Below are 18,641 nucleotides of genomic sequence, written 5' to 3'. Positions count from 1 at the left end.
TTCGTTATCGGCAGCCGAGCTGGTGATGCTCGGTTTCGAGATCGGCGCGCTTGTCGTAAGCGCGCAGTTCGTTGCGCGGCTTGCCGTCCGGGCCCATCCCGCGCACGACCTTCTGGCCGCGGTCGGGGGCGTGCGTGACGGCATCGATGCCGGCGGCCAGTTCACGGCAGCGTGAGTCGGGGGAGGGGTTTTCCGCGTGCGGTGCCGCTGCGTTCGTGATGTTGGCGATGCCGGGGCTGACATAGCGCTGCGTTGCGGGCGCGGTGACGGTGTCGGCGGCGGTAGCCGTGCCGGTCGTCGCTGAAAGCGCGGCGAGTGCCACGATCGCTCGAATCATTGCGGGAGTCCGGATGCTGGAGAAGGTTCGGAATTCTACGCAATCTCCGGCGCAGGGCCGTGGCGATTGAGTGGGATGCGATCGTGTGTCGCAGGCGATGCTGGCGGCTGGATGTTCTGCAATTCGTGTGCGGTGCAGCCAGTCAGTGCACACGCAGCCGTGCATCCGGAAAGCAAGAAGCCCGCTTGCTTTCGCAGAGCGGGCTTCGATATTGGTTGCGGGGGTAGGATTTGAACCTACGACCTTCGGGTTATGAGCCCGACGAGCTGCCAGACTGCTCCACCCCGCGGCGCGAAGTGTACTAGGGCTGATGTCGAGAGTCAACGATCTTTGATCGCGACTTGAACGGAACCCTCGGTTTGCCGAGTGAGACGCTTTGATTTGGCGTGTGCGTTGAATGCTTGTGCTTCGCGATCAGCTTCTACGTCAGGCGCTTTTCGTCGCCGTCGCTGCGGTACTTGATCGTGGGAAAGTGGTTGAGGCCATGAGGATGGCTGGTCCCCCCGACAGGAATCGAACCTGTATCTAGCGCTTAGGAGGCGCTTGTTCTATCCATTGAACTACGGGGAGAGCCATGTCCGGGTGAAACGCAAAAAACGCGAACCGGACGGCGGTGTGGACAGCGCGCAGAGTATAACAAACGCGCGGCGCGTCGGCGGGGCGGAATGCACGCCGACGCGCGCGATCGCGCAATCAGCCGCGATCAGAAATCAGGGAGTCGGCGAATCAGAAATCGACGACAACAAAGTCTTCCTTGCCCACATCGCACAGCGGGCAGCGCCAGTCCGCGGGGATATCGGCGAAACGGGTGCCGGGCGCGAGGCCTTCGTCGGGCAGCCCTTCCGCTTCGTTGTAGACCCACCCGCAAATCAGGCAGACCCAGCTCTGGTATTCGGTTACTTCGCTCATGTAGCGCTCGGGAAAATGGAAATCCGGTGATGCCGTCCGCGGCCTGGCCGGCGGACGAAAGGCGCAATGGTACCGGAATTTCGCCGAACGGCTCCGCAACGTCGTTTTAAACGTACGCATCGCGAACAACGCAGCTGAAACACGACTGCCGTGCGCGCGGTGTATGCTTCCGAGGCTGTCCAATCATAAGGAGAATGCGATGCTGAACAGAAAGTGGATCGCAGGTGCGGTATGTGTGGCGGCGATGGCCGTGTCGACGATGGCGCGGGCCGAGGCGCGCGTGTATTTCGAAGCGCCGAGCGATGGCGCGACGGTGTCGAACCCGGTGCTCGTGAAGTTCGGGCTCGAAGGGATGGAGCTTCGGCCCGCCGGCGACATGACGCCGAATACCGGCCATCATCACCTGCTGATCGACGGCCGGCCGATTCCGAAGGGCGACGTGATCCCCGCGAGCGAGCGTTCGCTGCACTTCGGCAAGGCCCAGACCGGAACCGAAATCAAGCTGCCGCCCGGCCCGCACACGCTGACGCTGCAGTTCGGCGACGGCGCGCACCGCTCGTACGGCCCCGAAATGAGCTCGACGATCAACGTCAACGTGAAGTAAGCGTATGTGCCGCGTACGGGCGCTCGAGGCGTCCGGCGCGGAGTGGTCGATCGGCCGGCCGCAGGCATCCGGTCGGCGTGGGCCCTGTTGCCCAGAATTCACGGCCGGTGTTCGCTAACGGAAGCCGGCCGCACCCGGTGTGCCATCGCATCGCGTCGAATCGCTTCGATGGACGCCGCCTGCCTGCCGCCAAAAGCACGGTTCAACCCGTCTCCCAACCCGTTTGCCTGCCTTATCCATCCGGCCATACCGGTGACGCCGCCCGCGACCGGTACAATGGGCGCTTCCGATTTCTCTCTTCGCCGTCTCCCCATGTCGCTCTATTCCATTTCCGGCGCGCAGCTCGCGTTCGGTCACGTCGCGTTGCTCGATCACGCGGATTTCTCGCTGGAAGCCGGCGAGCGCGTCGGCCTGATCGGCCGCAACGGCGCGGGCAAGTCGTCGCTGCTGAAGATCGTCGCCGGGCTCGCGAAGCCCGACGACGGGCTGGTCACGCGCCAGCAGGAACTCGTGACCGTCTATGTGCCGCAGGAGCCCGAATTCGAGCCGGGCGCGACGGTGTTCGATGCCGTGGCATCGGGGCTCGCACACACGCGCGAACTGCTCGAAGAATACGATGCGATCGCGCACCGCCTCGCGGATATCCCCGAAGGCGCCGAGCACGATGCACTGCTCGCACGGATGAACGTGCTGCAGTCGTCGCTCGACGCGCACGACGCATGGAGCTGGCGCACGCGCGTGTCGATGACGCTCGCGCAGATCGGCCTGGCGGACGTCGATGCACCCGTCGATGCGTTGTCGGGCGGGATGCAGAAGCGCGTCGCGCTGGCACGCGCGCTGGTGCTGCAGCCCGACGTGCTGCTGCTCGACGAACCGACCAACCACCTCGACTTCGACGGCATCCGCTGGCTGGAAGAGCTGCTCGTCGCGCAGCGCGCGGGCCTGCTGTTCATCACGCACGATCGCGCGTTCCTCGACCGCGTCGCGACGCGCATCGTCGACCTCGATCGCGGCCGGCTGCTGTCGTACCCGGGCAATTTCTCCGCATACCAGACGCGCAAGGAGCAGCAGCTCGAAATCGAGCGCGTGGAAAACGAGAAGTTCGACAAGCTGCTCGCGCAGGAAGAAGTGTGGATCCGCAAGGGCGTCGAAGCGCGTCGCACGCGCAGCGTCGGCCGCATCGCGCGGCTCGTGCAGATGCGCAACGATCGCGCGGAGCGCCGCAACACGCTGGGCAACGTGAAGCTGGATGTCGCGCAGGGCGAGAAGTCCGGCAAGATCGTCGCGGAGCTGACCGACGTGACGAAGCGCTACGGCGGCCGGGCGGTCGTCGATCGTTTTTCGACGACGGTGATGCGCGGCGACAAGATCGGCTTCATCGGCCCGAACGGCGCCGGCAAGACGACGCTGCTCAAGCTGATTCTCGGCGAACTGAAGCCCGACGAAGGCACGGTGCGCATCGGCACCAACCTGCAGGTCGCGTATTTCGACCAGATGCGTGCGCAGCTCGACCAGGAAAAGAGCCTCGCGGATACGATCAGTCCCGGCAGCGAATGGGTCGAGATCGGCGGCGTGCGCAAGCACGTGATGAGCTATCTCGGCGATTTCCTGTTCGCGCCGGAACGCGCGCGTTCGCCGGTGAAGTCGCTGTCGGGCGGCGAGCGCAACCGGTTGCTGCTCGCGCGCCTGTTCGCGCGTCCGGCCAACGTGCTGGTGCTCGACGAACCGACCAACGACCTCGACATCCAGACGCTCGAGCTGCTCGAGGAACTGCTGGCCGACTACGACGGCACGGTGCTGCTCGTCAGCCACGATCGCGCGTTCCTCGACAACGTCGTGACGTCGGTGATCGCGGCCGAGGGCGACGGCAAGTGGCGCGAATATGTCGGCGGCTTCAGCGACTGGCAGATCCAGAGCGCGCGCGCGGATCAGCTCGCACAGCAGGAAGCCGCGAAGCGCGCGGTCAAGGAAGCCGCACCCGTCAAGGAAGAGCCGGCGAAAAGTGCCGCGGGCCGTAACACGCAACGCACGGTGAAGCTGTCGTTCAACGAGCAGCGCGAGCTCGATTCGCTGCCGGAGAAGATCGCCGCGCTCGAAGAGGAGCAGAAGACGATCAACGCCAGTCTCGAAGACGGTTCGATTTTCGCGAAGGATCCGCAGGAAGGCACGCGCCTGACCGAGCGGTTCGCGGCGATCGACGACGAATTGCTCGCCGCGCTCGAACGGTGGGAAACGCTCGAGGCGAAGCGCAAGCCTGCGTAAAACGCATGACACGTCGCGCGGCCGGCGGCCGCGCGCGATTCCGCGATTGGCGTGCCACGCGGAACCAGTAAAATACCGCGCGTCCCGGGCAGCGCAGCGCACGCCGCGCGCCCGCTTTCGGAGCAGTCCAAGCACACCGTTGTTTCGATTCGCTTTTTTACGGAACTCAACGTTTTGTCCACGACGTTATCCACACGAGGTGTGGACAACGTCCCGATGAATGACGAAATTCAGCGCCTATGTCAACGAAGAAACCCAGCGCGGCCTATAGCGAAGCATCGATCAAGGTGCTCAAGGGTCTCGAGCCGGTCAAGCAGCGGCCCGGCATGTACACCCGTACCGAGAATCCGCTGCACATCATCCAGGAAGTCATCGACAACGCGTCCGACGAGGCGCTCGGCGGCTACGGCAAGCAGATCACGGTCACGCTGCACGCCGACCAGTCGGTCTCGGTCGAGGACGACGGCCGCGGCATCCCGTTCGGCATGCACCCGGAAGAGGGGGTGCCGGTCGTCGAGATCGTATTCACGCGCCTGCACGCGGGCGGCAAGTTCGACAAGGCCGCGGGCGGCGCCTACACGTTCTCGGGCGGCCTGCACGGCGTCGGCGTGTCGGTGACGAACGCGCTGGCCACGCGCCTCGACGTGACGGTCTGGCGCGACGGCAAGATCGCGGAGCTCGGCTTCGCCGAAGGCGATGTCGTGAAACCGCTCGCGACACAGGGCGCGGGCCGCGGCGAGAAGAAATCCGGCACGCGCGTGCAGGTGTGGCCGAATCCGAAGTACTTCGATTCGCCGAACCTGCCGCTCGGTGAACTGCAGCGCCTCTTGCGCTCGAAGGCCGTGCTGCTGCCGGGCGTCGAGGTCGTGCTCGTCAACGAGAAGTCGGGCGAGCGCCAGACGTGGAAATATGAAGACGGCCTGCGCGGCTACCTGCTCGACGAAATGAACGGCAGCGAGCTGCTGATCCCGCTGTTCGAAGGCGAGCGCTTCGCCGATTCGCGTTCGGGCGACGACACCTTCGCCGAAGGCGAGGGCGCGTCGTGGGTCGTCGCATGGAGCGAGGAAGGTTCGCTCGTGCGCGAGTCGTACGTGAACCTGATCCCGACGCCGGCCGGCGGCACGCACGAATCCGGCCTGCGCGACGGTCTCTACCAGGCGGTGAAAAGCTTCGTCGAACTGCACAACCTGCAGCCGAAGGGCGTGAAGCTGCTCGCGGAAGACGTGTTCGCGCGCGTGTCGTTCGTGCTGTCCGCGAAGGTGCTCGATCCGCAGTTCCAGGGGCAGATCAAGGAACGCCTGAACAGCCGCGACGCGGTGAAGCTCGTGTCGTCGTTCTCGCGTCCGGCGCTCGAACTGTGGCTGAACCAGCACGTCGAGCACGGCAAGAAGCTCGCCGAACTCGTGATCAAGCAGGCGCAGGCGCGTACGCGTGCGGGCCAGAAGGTCGAGAAGCGCAAGAGCTCGGGCGTCGCGGTGCTGCCCGGCAAGCTGACCGACTGCGAGACGGAAGATATCGCGCGCAACGAACTGTTCCTCGTCGAGGGCGATTCGGCAGGCGGCTCCGCGAAGATGGGCCGCGACAAGGAATACCAGGCGATCCTGCCGCTGCGCGGCAAGGTGCTGAACACGTGGGAAACCGAGCGCGACCGCCTGTTCGCGAACAACGAGGTGCACGACATCTCGGTCGCGATCGGCGTCGATCCGCACAGCCCCGATGAAAGCGTCGACCTGTCGAACCTGCGCTACGGCAAGATCTGCATCCTGTCGGACGCGGACGTCGACGGCTCGCACATCCAGGTGCTGCTGCTCACGCTGTTCTTCAAGCATTTCCCGCAACTGATCGAGCGCGGCCATGTGTGCGTTGCCCGCCCGCCGTTGTTCCGCGTCGACGCGCCCGCGCGCGGCAAGAAGGCCGCGCAGAAGCTCTATGCGCTCGACGACGGCGAACTCGAGGCGATCCTCGACAAGCTGCGCAAGGACGGCGTGCGCGAGACGCAATGGAGCATCAGCCGCTTCAAGGGTCTCGGCGAAATGAGCGCCGAGCAGCTGTGGGATACGACGATGAACCCCGACACGCGCCGTCTGATGCCGGTGAAGCTCGGCGAGCTCGACTACGAGGCGACCGTCGCACGGATGACGATGCTGATGGGCAAGGGCGAAGCAGCCGCGCGGCGCGGCTGGCTCGAGGAAAAGGGCAACGACGTCGAAGCGGACATCTAAGCCGAACACCTGCGCGGCCGGGCCTGACGCCCGGCCCGGCCTCACGCCACTTACGAATACGGAATTCAGATGGACGACAACACTTCCGATCTCTTCGCCAGCTCCGATGCACCGGACGCCGAAGCGCTGACGCTCGGCAACTACGCGGAGCAGGCGTACCTCAGCTACGCGGTCAGCGTCGTGAAGAGCCGCGCGCTGCCCGACGTGTGCGACGGCCAGAAGCCGGTGCAGCGCCGGATCCTGTTCGCGATGAACGAAATGGGCCTCGGCCCGGACGCGAAGCCGGTGAAATCGGCACGCGTGGTCGGCGACGTGCTCGGTAAATACCACCCGCACGGCGACCAGTCGGCGTACGACGCACTGGTGCGTCTCGCGCAGGATTTCTCGCTGCGCTACCCGCTGATCGACGGGCAGGGCAACTTCGGCTCGCGCGACGGCGACGGCGCGGCGGCGATGCGATACACCGAAGCACGCCTCACGCCGATCGCGAAGCTGCTGCTCGACGAGATCGACCAGGGCACGGTCGACTTCATGCCGAACTACGACGGCTCGTTCGAGGAGCCGAAGACGCTGCCGAGCCGCATGCCGTTCGTGCTGCTGAACGGCGCGTCGGGCATCGCGGTCGGTCTTGCGACCGAAATCCCGTCGCACAACCTGCGTGAAGTCGCGGCGGCGGCCGTCACGCTGATCCGCAATCCGAAGCTTTCGCACGCGGAGCTGATGAACCTGATTCCCGGCCCGGATTTTCCGGGCGGCGGCCAGATCATCTCGAGCGACACCGAAATCGCGGCGGCCTATGAAACCGGCCGCGGCAGCCTGAAGGTGCGCGCGCGCTGGAAGATCGAGGATCTCGCACGCGGCCAGTGGCAGCTCGTCGTCACCGAGCTGCCGCCGAACACGTCGGGCCAGAAGGTGCTCGAGGAAATCGAGGAACTGACCAACCCGAAGCTCAAGCTCGGCAAGAAGACGCTGACGCCCGAGCAGCTCAACACGAAGAAGGCGATGCTCGACCTGCTCGACGCGGTGCGCGACGAGTCGGGCAAGGAAGCGGCGGTGCGGCTCGTGTTCGAGCCGAAGTCGCGCACGATCGACCAGACGGAATTCGTGAACACGCTGCTCGCGTACACGAGCCTCGAATCGAACGCGACGCTGAACCTCGTGATGATCGGCGCCGACGGCCGGCCGGGCCAGAAGGGCCTGCTCACGATCCTCGACGAGTGGGTGAAGTTCCGCCAGCTGACGATGACGCGCCGGTGCCGCCATCGTCTCGCGAAGGTCGACGACCGCATCCACATCCTCGAAGGGCGGATGATCGTCTTCCTGAACATCGACGAGGTGATCCGCATCATCCGCGAGTCGGACGAGCCGAAGTCCGCTTTGATGAGCGCGTTCGGTCTCAGCGAACGGCAGGCGGAAGACATCCTCGAAATCCGGCTGCGCCAGCTCGCGCGGCTCGAGAAGATCAAGATCGAGAAGGAACTCGAAGCGCTGCGCGACGAGAAGGCGAAGCTCGAGGAACTGCTCGCGAACGAAAGCGCGATGAAGCGGCTGATGATCAAGGAGATCGAGGCCGATGCGAAGCAGTACGGCGACGATCGCCGCACGCTGATCCAGCAGGAAAAGCGCGCGACGTTCGAGGCGAAGGTGGTCGACGAGCCGGTGACGGTGGTCGTGTCGCAGAAGGGCTGGGTGCGTGCGCTGAAGGGCCACGGACTCGACCCGGCAAGCTTCTCGTTCAAGGCCGGCGACCATCTGTATGCGGCGTTCCAGTGCCGCACGCCGGACCGCCTGATCGCGTGGGGCAGCAGCGGCCGCGTGTACTCGGTGGACGTGTCGGTGCTGCCGGGCGGGCGCGGTGACGGCGTGCCCGTCACGTCGCTGATCGAGCTCGAATCGGGCTCGCACCTGATGCACTACTTCGCGGCGCCGGCTGACCAGCAACTGCTGCTCGCGTCGAGCAACGGCTTCGGCTTCCTCGCGAAGGTCGGCGACATGGTGAGCCGCGTGAAGGCCGGCAAGGCGTTCATGACGATCGATGCGGGCGCGGTGCCGCTCGCGCCGATGCCCGTGCTGCCGAACGCCACGCAGGTCGCGTGCCTGTCGAGCGGCGGCCGCCTGCTCGTGTTCGGGATGGACGAGATGAAGACGTTGTCCGGTGGCGGGCGCGGCGTGATCCTGATGGCGCTCGACGACAAGGAAACGCTCGTTCAGGCGCTCGCGATCGATCCGGCCGGCGTCGTGCTGATCGGCACCGGTCGCGGCGGCAAGGCGATGGACGAGACGCTGTCGTATGCGGGGCTGGCGCCGCACGTCGGCAAGCGCGCACGCAAGGGCCGCGCGCCGGACACGAAGCTCAAGGTCGTCAGCGAACTGCGTCCGCTGCTCGGCTGACGCCGCGCCCGTTAGATCGTCCGGCTCGGCCGCGATCGAAGGCCGCACCTCCGCTTCGGCGGACGTGCGGCCTTTTCTTTTGGAGGGGGGATTCGGGTAAGCAAGCGTGGCGCTGTCACGCGGAACTTGCAAAATAGTGTGAAATCGCGCCTGGGGTCTGAACCGAGCAGCGACAATCCGGTCGAACGTCGCTCGATGCCGCGTGCGACGCGGCCGTTCGCCGCACCCAACTCCTCACAGGATTGCCGTCATGTCCCATGCTGTCTCCGTCGCGCTGTTTCTTCATCTGCTGGCCGTCGCCGTGTGGGTGGGCGGGATGGTCTTCGCCAACTTCTGCCTGCGTCCGGCGCTGTCCGACCTGTCGCCGCAGCTTCGGTTGCCGCTGATCGAAGGCGTGTTCGGCCGCTTCTTCAACTGGGTGTCGGGTTCCGTGATCGTGATCCTGCTGTCCGGCGGCTTCCTGCTCATGGAATTCGGCGGTGCACACGCGACGTGGTCGCTGCACGCGATGGCCGGGCTCGGCGTCGTGATGATGCTGATCTTCGGGCATATCCGGTTCGCGCTGTTCCCGCGCATCCGCCGTGCGGTGCAGGCGCAGAAGTGGCCGGACGGTGCGCGCGCGGTGAATACGGTGCGCCTGCTCGTCCTCGTGAACCTCGTGCTCGGCGTCGTCACGATCGGCGCGGCGGTGCTGTCGCGCGGCTTCTGATCGACCGGAGCCGCTTGGCCCGCGGCAGCCGCCGGTACGCCGGCAAACGCCGGCAAACGCCGTTACGCGGCCAGCATCGCATCGAGCAGCCATGAGCCGACCGGGCCGAGCGGCCGGTTGCGCGACCAGACCGCATCGACCCGCACGCGGCGCGGCCAGCCGCGTGCGCGCAGCTCGCACAGGCGATCGCGCGCGAAGTGGTCGACCATCCAGCGCGGCAGTTCGGCCCAGCCGAACCCCAGCACGGCCATCTCCAGCAGCATCAGGTAGCTCGGTGCCAGCCAGTGCTGCGTGCCGACGACGATCCGGTCGTCGGCGCCGCGGCCTTCCGTTTTCACATAGGTATTGAGGCGCAGTTCGCGCACGTCGCGCAACGCGGCGTGCGGCACGTCGGCGTCGCCGTACTCGGCGAGCGCGTGCGTGCGGCCGACGAACAGCCCGATTTCCGACTCCTCCGCAATCGTCGCCGCGCCGATATCGGCCGGGTAGGCCGCGCGCGCGGCCATCAGCCCGAGCTGCGCGCGCCCCTGCTGGATCAGGTCGAGCACGTCTTCGTGCTCGGCGATCTGGCATTCGAGCTCGAGCGCCGGAAAGCGCCGTTCGAGCGCCATCAACGTTTCCTCGTAGCGCTTCGACTGGTACGTATCGGACACGACGAGCGTCAGCCGCGCTTCCTCGCCGCGCGCGAGCCGCGCGGCCGTGCGGTCGATCGCCGCGCCGGCCTCGAGTGCGCGCTGCACCTGCGGCAGCAGCGCGCGCCCGGCGTCGGTCAGCGTCGGCGTGCGCGTCGAGCGGTCGAACAACTGTACGCCGAGATCGATCTCGAGGTTCGCGATCGCCTCCGACACGGTCGACTGGCGCTTGCCGAGCTTGCGCGCGGCGGCCGTGAACGAACCGAGCAGTGCGGCTTCGGCGAAGGCGAGCAGGGCTTCGGGGGCGTGGCGCATGCGGCGCTCCTGGTGGCGATGTATCGGTAAAGCCGATGATATCAAACTGGATTCATACGGTTACGCCGATCAAAATGGCCGCCATGAACGAAGTAGACGAATCGGAGGGAATCATGAAACAGGTCAATAAAACGGTGACGGAACGGCTGCTGCATGCACTGACGTTCGAACTGGTCGCGATCGCGCTGTGTGCGCCGATCGGTGCGTGGCTGCTCGACATGCCGGTGTCGCACGTCGGCGTGCTGACGGTGATGGTGTCGCTGATTGCGATGGCGTGGAATATGGCGTTCAACACGCTGTTCGACCGCTTCGAGCGGCGGGCCGGGTTGAAGCGCGCGCTCGGCATGCGGATCGCGCATGCGGTCATGTTCGAGCTCGGCCTCGTCGCGATGGTGGTGCCGGTAGCCGCGTGGTGGCTGAACGTGAGCCTCGTCGAGGCGCTGCTGCTCGACCTCGGCATCGTGCTGTTCTTCCTGCCTTACACGTTCTGCTTCAACCTCGCCTACGACGCGCTGCGCGCCCGCTGGATGGCACGCCGGGTCGCGGTGCAGGCAGGTTGAGGACGGGCTGGACGGGCGAGCGGGACGAATGCCGGTAGAACCCGGCGGGGCGGCGGCGGTCGCCCCTCAGCGCGCGGCGGCCAGCAGCCACACGCCGCACGCAACCGCGACCGTGCCGTACACGGCATAGACGGGCACCTTGAAGCGCGCAAAGCACAGCGTCGCGAAGGCGCCCGTCAGCCAGTAAACGGGATCGACGGGTTCGCGGTACAGGATCCTCACGACGGCGACGACGAGAAAACCCGTCGTCGCGGCACGCAGCAGGCGCATCCCGTGCTCGAAGCGCGAATGGCGCTTGAGCCGGGACAGATGGTTCTGCGCAAACACGACGAGGCACCCCGACGGAATGAACAGCGCGGCCGTCGCGAGCAGCGCGCCGACCCAGCCGTCGGTCAGGTAGCCGAGAAACGGTACGACGTTCAGCAGCGGCCCCGGCGCGACGGGCGACAGCGCGAACGCAAGCGTGAAGTCGTGATCGGAGATGCCCGTTGCGGGCGTGACGAACAGCGTCTTGAGCACGGGCAGCGCGGAAAAGCCGCCGCCGAACAGCGTCATGCCGGCGCCGGCGAGGCGCGGCCACAGCAGCGTTGCCTGGTAGTCGCCGGGCAGCGGTACCGCGAACAGCGTGACGAATATGCCGAGCAGCACGAGCAGGTTGCGGTCGCGGGTCGACAGCGTGAAATCGACCGCGTCGCGTTGCGGCGGTCCCGTCAGCCAGCCTGCCGCGAATGCCGCAAACAGAATCCCGACGAAGGCGGCCGGATTATGCGCAAAACCGAGCAGAATCGTCGACAACGCGGCGATCAACTGCTCGCGTCGTGTTTGCGCGAGCGAGCGCAGCTGCTTGACCCAGGTGACGCCGATCAGCGCGGCGAGCACCATCCCGAAGTGATTGATCAGCATCGGCGCGGCCAGCGAGCGCACGAGCGGCGTGCGATAGAAGATCGCGAACAGCGTCATCAGGATGGAGAACGGCAGCACACTCGCGATGCCGGCGATCCACGCGCCGACGCGGCCGTGCAATATCTGGCCGACCTGCACCGCCACGTTGCAGCCGACGGGGCCCGGCACCAGCCAGGCCAGCGCGACGAGGTCGCCGAAGACGTTGGGCTCGATGCGCCGGAGCCGTTCGACGTAGTGGCGTTCGAGCTGCGCCATCATCGACAGCCCGCCCCACGAGACCGCCGAAATGCTGGCGACGACCTTGAACAGGTCCCACAGGGACGCCTGTGCCTGTTCGACATCAGCGGTCGCTTCGATTTCTACGGTGGTCATGTTGGTGGTATGAGCGCGGGGCCCGATCTCTCGCGTATGGCCATGCCGGCGGCCCGCCGACACGTTGGCCCTCCCGATTGTCCGCCGCGCACCGTGACACTGCCATGCGCGAAAACGCTAGTTCATGAACTAAACGATCGGATCGGAAAACGAAACAATGACGGCGCGCGCAACGCGCGCCACGGCCGCGATGCGCTTACGCGCCGGTGCTGCCGGTCGCGCGGTGCGCGATCACGTGCGGCGCGTCGCCGCGCACGCCGAAGCGTGCGATCAGCGCGGGAATCGCGTCGGCCGGCACCGGTCGCGAGAACAGGAAGCCTTGCGCCTCGATCTCGCCGAGCGCGGCCAGCCACGTGATCTGCTCCTCGGTTTCCGTGCCTTCGACGACGACGGTCAGGCCGAGCGAACGCGCGAGATGCACGATCGACGACACCATCACGCATACGCTGCGATCGTTCGGGATGGCCTGCACGAACGAGCGGTCGACCTTCAGCGTGTCGACGGAGAAGCGGTGCAGGTACGACAGCGACGAATAGCCGGTGCCGAAATCGTCGAGTGCGATCCGGATGCCGAGCTTCTTCAGCGCGACGATCTTCTCGGACACGAGCTCCGGATATTCCATCATCGCGGTTTCGGTGATCTCGATTTCGAGCCGGTTCGCGTCGATGCCGGTTTCCAGCAGCGTGCTCGAGATCGTCTCGATCAGGTCGCCGCGCCAGAACTGCACCGGCGAGATGTTGACCGCGAGCGTCAGCGTGTCGTGGCCCTCGTCGCGCCAGCGCGCGATCTGCTCGCACGCGGTGCGGATCACGAAGTCGCCGATCGGCACGATCAGGCCCGTTGATTCGGCAATCGAAATGAATTCGTTCGCGGAGATGATCCCGTGCTCGGGGTGATCCCAGCGCGCGAGCGCCTCGAAGCCGGTGATGTGGCGGTGCGTGAGGTCGATCTTCGGCTGGTACGCGAGGAACAGCTGCCCCTCGGCGAGCGCGACGCGCAGTTGCTGCTCCCAGCGCATCAGGTGGTCGGCGCGGTGCGACAGGTGCGGCGCATAGAACTGGTAGCAGTTCTTGCCGGCGTCCTTCGCGCTGTACATCGCGAGATCGGCTTTCTTCAGCAGGTCGATCTCGCTTTCGTTCGCCACCGAGTGCAGCGCGATGCCGATGCTCGCATGCAGCACGAACGAGCTTCCGCGCACGTCGAACGGTTCGCCGAACATCCGGATGATCGCTTCCGCGAGCCGCACCGCGCGCCGCTCGACGTCGTCGCCCTTCATCACCACGACGAATTCGTCGCCGCCGATGCGCGCAAGCGAGCCTTCGTCGCCGACCGCATCGGACAGGCGCGACGCGGTCATCTGCAGCACGATGTCGCCGGCGTTGTGGCCGAGCGTGTCGTTGACGGTCTTGAAGTTGTCGAGATCGATGAACAGCAGCCCGAGCCGCGACAGGCTCGCCGGCATCGACACGTCGTTGCGCAGCCCGCGCAGCGTCGCATAGCGGTTCGCGAGGCCGGTGAGCAGGTCGTATTCGGCGAGCTGCGTCATTTCGCGCTCACGGCCGAGCAGCTTGCCGATCAGGCCCGTAGCGACGCCGAAGAACGCGAGCATCGCGAGCGTGATGAAGCTCGTCATCAGCAGGTAGACGTTGCGCGTGTGGTAGTAGTCCGCGAATTCCTCGGTTTGCGACAGCCCGACCATCACCGCGAGCGGGTAGCCGTCGAGGTGGCGGTACGACACGATGCGCGTCACGCCGTCGATCGGGTCGATGATCGTGCCCGTCACGCGCTCGGCGATCGGGTAGACGCCCGACGCGGAAAACGCGCCGGGCGCGTTGCTGACCGAGCCCGTGCGCCGCGCGAGCACGGCGCCCGTATCGGACACGACCGCGATCACGCCTTCCTTGCCGATCGCCGCGTTGTTGTAGAAGTCGTTCGTGAAGTAGCTCGGGTCTTCCGACACGACGACGATGCCCGCGAAGCTGCCGTCCGGGTTGTTCAGGCGCCGCGTCATCTGCAGCGTCCAGTGGCTCGACACGCGGCCGAGGACGGGCTTGCTGATGAACAGGCGGTCGTCGTTGTGCGCGAGGTGGACCTTGAAGTGCTCGCGGTCGGACAGGTTGATCGGCTGCGGATGCAGCTCGGCCGTGTTCGCGAACAGGATGCCCTTCGCGTTGACGAGCGATACCTGGATCAGCGTGTCGCTCGGCACGACGCCTTTCTCGACGGCGCTGGCGAGATTGAAGCGCGCGGGCGACTTCTCGAATTCGAACTTGACGAAGCGGGTGATCTGGTCGACCTGGTGGATCGCCTTGACCGTATGCTGCTCGAGCGCGGAGGACAGGATCGCGGCGGAAGCGGCGGCTTCCTTGTACGCGCTGTCCTTTTCCACCGACAGACGCGCGATGATCACGGCCCACAGCAGCGCAAGCGCCAGCATCCCGAGCAGCGGGATCGCAAATAGCGCACGCCGGCGCGATTTGCGCGGCGCGCGTAGCGGCCGGGTCGGCGGCGTGTGGTTGGACCGGGCGGAGCTCATCGAAGAGGGCGGCGTCCTGCTCGCGTGCGCCATCCGTCTGGATGGCTATCTAGGGTTGGGGTTGTCCCGACGTCTGTTCGTTCGCGGGACACGCAACCATGGACAGACCTCCGAAACAACGGATTAGGCCCGATATTACTGGCTGGAACGTTTTTGCGATAGTTGGGCGAATCGTAGGGGGCGCCGGACGGGCCGGCGCCATCGCACATCGCGAAATGTCAGGCAGGTGACAGGAAGGTGCCGTCGACGACCGTGACGACATGGCCGCCGATCCATGTGGTGCCGTCTTCGTCATAGCTGACGAAGATACGGCCGTCGCGGCCGATCGCCGTACCCTGGCGGGCCGTATACGACTGGCCGGGGCGGCGTTCCTGCCGCGTCAGCAGCCCGGCGAGCGCGGCGTTTGCGCTGCCGGTGACGGGATCCTCGCCGAAGCCGAAGTTGCCGCCCGTCATCAGGCAGCGGATTTCGAACGTCGCGGGGCCGCCTTCGGCGTGCGGCGCGTAGACCGCGACGCCGTCCGTGCCGTAGCGGCGCGCGAGCGCCGCCAGCAAAGCCGGATCGGGTGTCAGGTCGATGCAGGCATCGGCCGACTTCAGCCGCACGACCAGCCACGGCGCACCGTTGTCGACTGCGCACGGCTCGGCGTCCAGGTCGATCGCATCGCTGCGCAACGCGGCAGCCAGCGCCGCGTAGTCCGAACGGTCGAGCGGCGTGACGCGTGCCGGCGGCGCGGCGAACGCCCAGCCGTCGGCCTGCTCGCGAAGCGCGACCCGGCCGACCCCGCACTGCTGGATCAGCCGGCCCGGCGTGCGCGGCTGCGCGCCGTTTTCCAGGAACGCATGCGCGGTGCCCAGCGTCGGGTGGCCGGCGAACGGCAGTTCGCCCTCCGTCGTGAAGATCCGGACGCGGTAGTCGGCTTCCGGATCGGTCGGCGTGCAGACGAACGTCGTTTCCGACAGGTTCGTCCAGCGGGCGATCGCGAGCATGTCGTCGTCGCCAAGCGAATCGGCGTCGAACACCACGGCGAGCGCGTTGCCCTTGAACGGCACCGCCGTGAACACGTCGACCTGCTTGAAGCGGACCCGATGACCGGACATCGCGGTGCGTCCGTTACGCAACTTCGGCGATCAGCTCGATCTCGACGCACGCGCCGAGCGGGATCTGTGCCACGCCGAATGCCGAGCGCGCGTGCTTGCCTGCGTCGCCGAACACTTCCGCGATCAGTTCCGACGCGCCGTTCGTCACGACGTGCTGTTCGGTGAAGTCGAGCGTCGAGTTGACGAGGCTCATCAGCTTGACGATGCGCGTGACCTTGTTCAGGTCGCCGGTGTGCGCGTGCAGCGTCGCGAGCAGGTCGATCGCGATCGAGCGGGCGGCGGCCTTGCCGTCTTCCGTCTGCAGATCCGCGCCGAGCTTGCCGGCCCAGACCTTGCCGTCCTTCTTCGCGATGTGGCCCGACAGGAAGACCGTGTTGCCGGTTTGCGCGCTCATCACGTAGGCGGCGGCCGGTGCGCCGGCGGTCGGGAGCTCGATGCCGAGCGACTTGAGTTTGTCGTAGACGTTAGCCATGTATTCGATTCCTCGTAGAGAGTCGTGACAGGAAAAAGGGGATCAAAGACGTTCGCGCAGCAGCTTGCCGAGGCGCGCGACGCCTTCCTCGATCTTCTCGGGCGGCACCGTCACGAACGACAGGCGCAGCGTGTTCTGTTGCGCGTTGTCCGCGAAGAACGGCGCGCCCGGCACGAAGGCGACGTGGTTGTCGACGGCCGTGGCGAGCAGCTTCATGCTGTCGATCTGCGCGGGCAGGTTCACCCAGATGAACATCCCGCCTTCCGGGCGGTTCCACGTGATGCCTTCCGGCATGTGGCGCTCGAGCGCGGCGAGCATCGCGTCGCATTGCGCGCTGTACAGCTCGCGGATCGTCGGGATGTGCTCGTCGAGGAAGCCGTCCTTGATCACTTCGTGCGCGATGCGCTGCGTGAGCGTCGGCGTGTGCAGGTCGGTGGCCTGCTTGGCCTGCACGAGCTTGAAGTGGAGTTCTTCGGGGGCAATGATGTAGCCGATCCGCAGGCCCGGTGCGAGCACCTTCGAGAACGTGCCGAGGTGCACGATGTGATCGGGCGCCATCGACAGCATCGTCGGCAGCGGCTCGCCGCGGTAGTTCAGCGCGCCGTACGGATCGTCTTCCAGCACCGGGAACGGGCTCGATTGCGCGAACGCGGCGAGCGCGCGGCGGCGCTCGACGGGCAGGCGGCGGCCGGTCGGGTTCTGGAAGTTCGGCTGCGCGTACAGCAGGCGCGCGCCTTGCGTGAGTTCGGGCGTGAGGCCGTCCGGCAGCAGGCCCTGCTCGTCGGTCGGTACCTGCACGTAGCGCGGCTCGTACAGCGAGAACGACTGCAGCGCGCCGAGGTAGGTCGGGGTTTCGACGAGGATCGGGCTGCCCGGATCGACGAGCGCCTTGCCGAGCAGGTCGAGCGCCTGCTGCGAGCCGGTCGTGATCAGCACCTGCGATACGCGCACGCTGTAGCGCTCGGCGATCCATTCGCGCAGCGGCAGGTAGCCTTCGGTCGCGCTGTACTGGAGCGCGGCGGCCGGCGCGTCGCGCAGCACGCGATCGGCGGCGGCGCGCATGCGCTCGGCCGGGAACGTGGCAGGGGCGGGCAGGCCGCCGGCGAACGAGATGACCTCGGGGCGTTCCGTGACCTTCAGGATTTCGCGGATTGCAGAGCTCGTCAGCTTGCGTGCGCGTTCGGAAAGCTGCCAGTGCGGCGGATGCAGGTCGCTCGGATTCATAGTCTCCTCGTTCGGATATCGTGGTCAGTCAAGAAAGGTCGTTCGGGCAAATCGCTTCGACGCTGCCGGGTGGGCAGGCACGAGCGCGATCGAGCCTTCGCGGCCGGGTGGGCAAAACCGATCAGGCAAAACGTCCATTATGGCGCAGCTGTTCAGCCGGCGCGAGCCGGTCGCGCGGCGGTGGTGACCGCCGAGCGGCGTCCGAGCATCACGGTGGCGATCACCGCGGCCGCGAACAGCCACGTCGACGGCGTCACCGTTTCGCCGAACAGCAGCGCGGAAAAGGCGATCGTGAAGAAAATCTGCAGCAATTGCACCTGGCCGACGCGCGCGATGCCGCCCATCGCGAGCCCCGCATACCACGCGAAAAAGCCGATGAATTGCGAAAAGAGGGTCACGTAGCCGAATGCGAGCCACGTGCGCAGGGCGAGCGGGCCCGGATGTGCGGCATGCTGCATCCATGCGAGCCAGCCGACCGGCAGCACGAGGAACGGCGCGGACACGACGAGCGCCCAGCAGATCACCTGCCAGCCGCCGATCTGGCGCGCGAGGCGCGCGCCTTCCGCATAACCGAGCGCGCCGATGCCGACCGCGACGAGCATCAGCGCGTCGCCGGCCTGTACGGTGCCGCCGCCGTCGCGCAGCGCGAACGCGATCACGAGCGCGCTGCCGGCCACCGCGCTGGCCCAGAACGCCTTCGACGGCCGTTCGTGCGACAGCCATGCCGCGTACAGCGCGACGAACAGCGGCTGCAGGCCGTTGACCACCGCGCCGTGCGACGCCGGGACCGATTTCATCGCCCACGCGGAGAACACCGGGTACGCGATGATCACGCCGAGCGACGTGATCGCGAGGCTTTTCAGTTGCGCGCGGGTCGGCAGCGGCTCGCGGCGCCACCACAGCAGCAGGCCGGCCGGTACCGCGGCGGCCAGCGCGCGGCCGAGCCCGTTGAGCAGCGGATGGAGTTCGGAGACGACGATGCGCGTCATCGGCAGCGTCAGGCTGAAGATCATCACGCCGATGAGGCCGAGCAGCATGCCCCGGGTTTCGCGCGAATTCATGTGAGGGGTGTCTCCGTGTTGCCGGTATTGGT

At 66.5% G+C, this 18,641-nt stretch carries 15 protein-coding genes and 2 tRNA genes; 6 read left to right on the top strand and 11 right to left on the bottom strand.

Annotation, left to right across the window (positions count from 1 at the left end; all coding sequences use genetic code 11):
• Positions 1-4 precede the first annotated feature (4 nt).
• From G3O00_RS10425 to G3O00_RS10410, 4 genes are all read right to left on the bottom strand, one after another.
• Positions 5-337: a hypothetical protein gene (locus tag G3O00_RS10425; protein WP_206142900.1), complete on the bottom strand. Its 333-nt coding sequence runs from the start codon at positions 335-337 to the stop codon at positions 5-7.
• A gap of 212 nt (positions 338-549) precedes the next feature.
• Positions 550-626: transfer RNA gene (locus G3O00_RS10420), tRNA-Met, on the bottom strand.
• A 206-nt stretch (positions 627-832) separates the two neighbouring features.
• Positions 833-907, bottom strand: a tRNA-Arg gene (locus G3O00_RS10415).
• Between the two features lie 156 nt (positions 908-1,063).
• The gene (locus G3O00_RS10410; RefSeq protein WP_011352822.1) at positions 1,064-1,246 is read right to left on the bottom strand and encodes a rubredoxin; all 183 of its coding nucleotides are present in this window, start codon (positions 1,244-1,246) and stop codon (positions 1,064-1,066) included.
• A 199-nt stretch (positions 1,247-1,445) separates the two neighbouring features.
• Between G3O00_RS10410 and G3O00_RS10405 the strand changes: the two genes are divergently transcribed.
• From G3O00_RS10405 to G3O00_RS10385, 5 genes are all read left to right on the top strand, one after another.
• Positions 1,446-1,850, top strand: coding sequence for a DUF4399 domain-containing protein (locus G3O00_RS10405; protein WP_011352821.1), 405 nt, complete (start codon positions 1,446-1,448; stop codon positions 1,848-1,850).
• Positions 1,851-2,126: 276 nt separating this feature from the next.
• Entirely contained in the window at positions 2,127-4,112 is a 1,986-nt protein-coding gene (locus G3O00_RS10400; protein WP_206142899.1) for an ATP-binding cassette domain-containing protein, read from the top strand.
• Positions 4,113-4,351: 239 nt separating this feature from the next.
• Positions 4,352-6,334, top strand: coding sequence for a DNA topoisomerase IV subunit B (locus tag G3O00_RS10395; protein ID WP_011352819.1), 1,983 nt, complete (start codon positions 4,352-4,354; stop codon positions 6,332-6,334).
• 69 nt (positions 6,335-6,403) lie between these two features.
• On the top strand, positions 6,404-8,725 hold the full coding sequence (gene parC, locus G3O00_RS10390; protein WP_011352818.1) for a DNA topoisomerase IV subunit A: 2,322 nt from the start codon (positions 6,404-6,406) through the stop codon (positions 8,723-8,725).
• A gap of 250 nt (positions 8,726-8,975) precedes the next feature.
• A complete protein-coding gene (locus G3O00_RS10385; RefSeq protein ID WP_011352817.1) occupies positions 8,976-9,434 on the top strand; it encodes a CopD family protein in 459 nt (152 codons plus the stop codon).
• Between the two features lie 62 nt (positions 9,435-9,496).
• Here the strand turns inward: G3O00_RS10385 and G3O00_RS10380 are convergent, their stop codons facing one another.
• A complete protein-coding gene (locus tag G3O00_RS10380; RefSeq protein WP_011352816.1) occupies positions 9,497-10,381 on the bottom strand; it encodes a LysR family transcriptional regulator in 885 nt (294 codons plus the stop codon).
• Between the two features lie 113 nt (positions 10,382-10,494).
• On the opposite strand from G3O00_RS10380, the gene G3O00_RS10375 reads away from it, so the two are divergent.
• Complete coding sequence (locus G3O00_RS10375) at positions 10,495-10,941, top strand: multidrug/biocide efflux PACE transporter (RefSeq protein WP_206142898.1); 447 nt, start codon at positions 10,495-10,497, stop codon at positions 10,939-10,941.
• Positions 10,942-11,007: 66 nt separating this feature from the next.
• Here G3O00_RS10375 and G3O00_RS10370 read toward each other — a convergent pair whose 3' ends face one another.
• The 6 genes from G3O00_RS10370 to G3O00_RS10345 all read right to left on the bottom strand — a co-directional run bounded on the left by G3O00_RS10370 (position 11,008) and on the right by G3O00_RS10345 (position 18,609).
• On the bottom strand, positions 11,008-12,216 hold the full coding sequence (locus tag G3O00_RS10370) for a chromate transporter (protein WP_174931730.1): 1,209 nt from the start codon (positions 12,214-12,216) through the stop codon (positions 11,008-11,010).
• 196 nt (positions 12,217-12,412) lie between these two features.
• Positions 12,413-14,752, bottom strand: coding sequence for an EAL domain-containing protein (locus tag G3O00_RS10365; protein ID WP_174931731.1), 2,340 nt, complete (start codon positions 14,750-14,752; stop codon positions 12,413-12,415).
• Positions 14,753-14,970: 218 nt separating this feature from the next.
• Positions 14,971-15,852, bottom strand: coding sequence for a PhzF family phenazine biosynthesis protein (locus G3O00_RS10360; RefSeq protein WP_206142897.1), 882 nt, complete (start codon positions 15,850-15,852; stop codon positions 14,971-14,973).
• A gap of 13 nt (positions 15,853-15,865) precedes the next feature.
• Positions 15,866-16,324 (bottom strand): RidA family protein, encoded by a 459-nt coding sequence (locus G3O00_RS10355; protein WP_011352811.1) that lies wholly within the window; start codon positions 16,322-16,324, stop codon positions 15,866-15,868.
• A gap of 42 nt (positions 16,325-16,366) precedes the next feature.
• On the bottom strand, positions 16,367-17,548 hold the full coding sequence (locus tag G3O00_RS10350) for a PLP-dependent aminotransferase family protein (RefSeq protein ID WP_011352810.1): 1,182 nt from the start codon (positions 17,546-17,548) through the stop codon (positions 16,367-16,369).
• Between the two features lie 152 nt (positions 17,549-17,700).
• Positions 17,701-18,609, bottom strand: a complete 909-nt coding sequence (locus tag G3O00_RS10345; RefSeq protein ID WP_011352809.1) for a DMT family transporter — start codon at positions 18,607-18,609, stop codon at positions 17,701-17,703.
• Between the last annotated feature and the right edge of the window lie 32 nt (positions 18,610-18,641).

The organism is Burkholderia sp. Ac-20384 (genome assembly GCF_017104605.1).
GTDB classification, from domain to species: Bacteria; Pseudomonadota; Gammaproteobacteria; order Burkholderiales; family Burkholderiaceae; genus Burkholderia; species Burkholderia lata.
Note: the sequence above shows the minus strand (reverse complement) of the source record. Positions and strands in the feature narration are given on the sequence as shown.